This window comes from Pseudomonadota bacterium (genome assembly GCA_010028905.1).
GTDB lineage: Bacteria > Vulcanimicrobiota > Xenobia > RGZZ01 > RGZZ01 > RGZZ01.
Genome location: RGZZ01000685.1, coordinates 1 through 2,010, shown reverse-complemented (window position 1 = coordinate 2,010; position 2,010 = coordinate 1). Strand labels below are relative to the sequence as shown.

2 protein-coding genes are annotated in these 2,010 nt (G+C 67.8%); both read right to left on the bottom strand.

Annotated features, from left to right (window positions below):
- Nucleotides 1–249, bottom strand: a 249-nt coding sequence (locus tag EB084_24340) for a hypothetical protein (protein NDD31393.1), incomplete at its 3' end; no start/stop codon positions are given.
- A gap of 1,044 nt (nt 250–1,293) precedes the next feature.
- Nucleotides 1,294–2,010: serine hydrolase (locus EB084_24335; protein NDD31392.1), on the bottom strand; the 717-nt coding region annotated here is incomplete at its 5' end.

Below are 2,010 nucleotides of genomic sequence, written 5' to 3'. Positions count from 1 at the left end.
CTGGTCGAGCGCGGTGATCACCACAATCAGGCTGCCCGTGGGTGCCCCCTCGACAACAAGGGTGGCGCTGTTGCCCGTGAAGTCGAAGGTCTTGGAGAGGACGGGCGTCGGTGGGCTGACGAGCGGAGCCACGAACACGTCGACGCGCACGCGACGCGTCTGCTGATGGACGACCTGTGGGGCGGCGCTCGCGATCTTCGATCGCTTTCGGGCCTCTTTCGCGTTCGAGCGGGCCAGTTTGATGAGCAATGTCCCCTTTTGCGTGACAGCGGGAGCGCTCACAGACCCGCCAGGGTCAGCGCCGAGGTTCGGGGCGGTCGTTGCGCCGCCACCGCCTCCTCCCCCGCATCCTGCCAGCAGGCCCCCGAGGGCCACGACGCAGGCGAGCCTGCAAAGACTTGCGCGAATCAGGCCTCCCTGCGTCTCGATTGCTCCATCGATTCACCCCTCGCTATCGTCGTGTTCACGGTGGCACCTCATCCCTCTATAAATGTTTCCTGCCTTGCCGAACGGTTCCTGTCCGGAGCGACGAGCGCACAGTGCCCCGCTGCGGCAACCGCTGGCCGGTGCACACGCCGAGCGACTGTCGAGGCTCGAGATCACGCCATCAGGCGTCAGCCGGGGGTGCAACCGCCGCGATTGCGCTCAACGTGGGTACCCGCCCACCCCTGGCCACACGCGAAAGAGCAAGCCTCGCGGGGGTCGCCGCGAGGCCTGCGCTCAGGCGTATGGCGTCACATAGGGCGCTGCATCACGGAGCACTGCCGCCAGTGGCGGCGTCAGGAGCACATGACGGATCACCTGCGTCAGACGAGACAACCTATCTCGACCTGCCGTCCCGGCGGTCGCCACCCTGGCGAGAAGAGCGGCCTGCGTCACACGGGCCGATGTATCCCGGGAGGCCGTTCCGGCGGTCGCCATCCTGGCGATAGTTGGGGCTGTCCGGGTCGGCAACAACAGCGCCGGCCTGCGGGCCGTCACCTCTGCGGAAGCGGCCGCCGGGGCCGTCAGGCGAGCCCATCTGGCCGAAGCGATTTTCGCTCTGTTCGAAACCTCCCGGGCGCTGACTGTCACCAGGGCGGGCCGTGACGCCATGACTCGTCATCGAACGCCCTCCCCCGCGTCCTCCGCCCATGCCGGGCTGAGCAAGCACTGGAGTCAGGGAGAGCAGGGCCAGCAGGGCCCCAGTCAGGAGTGAGATGCGATGTTTCATGGGGTTGTCCTCCGTTTCTCTGTATGCCCCTTCGACACACAGCTGGAGGTTTTGTGACAAGCGCGATCGCCCTTCGGTGATCAGCGGAAATGGTCGTACGCGGCGCGGGCGATGCCGCCGATGAGTGCTTCGGCGACGCTGTCGCCCCCCTGGGCCACGTCGCGACAGCAAGCCACCACCACCACGTGGTTCGACGGGCTGATCTCGATGATGCCGGCGTCATTCACCACCCCGAGGATGGTGCCCGTCTTGTGGGACACACGGGTGCCCTTCGGCAGCTGGCGGGGGATGCGCGAGTTGAAGCGCTGACGGCCGAGCACGCCGAGGCAGTAGCGGGTGCGGGTGGCGTCGAGCAGCTCGCCCTTCTGCAGCTTCTCGAGCAGCGCGGCGAGGTCGGCGGGCGAGGCGACGTTGTCGACCATCGCCGCGAGACGCATGTCATCGGCATAGGGGCGCCCCACCGACGCATCTTCCGCGCGCTGTATGGCGGCAAGAGAGGTCGCGCGGTTCTCGGCCACGATGCGCGCCGCGGTGGCGTTGCGCTGCGCCGGCGACAAGGCCGCCCACTTCGAGGCGATGTCGCGCGCGGACAGACCGCGCAGCTCACGCGCCATGCCCAGCGAGATGAGCCAGGCCGCGCGGTTGGTGAGATAGATGTCGGTGTGCGCCAGGCCGAGCCCACGCATCATCTCGTTCACGCTGCCGAGGCCGAGGGCATGGAACACGAGGTCGGTGGCGGTGTTGTCAGAGATGGTCTCCATCAGCTCGACGGCGTCGCGAAGCGAGACGCGGCTGCC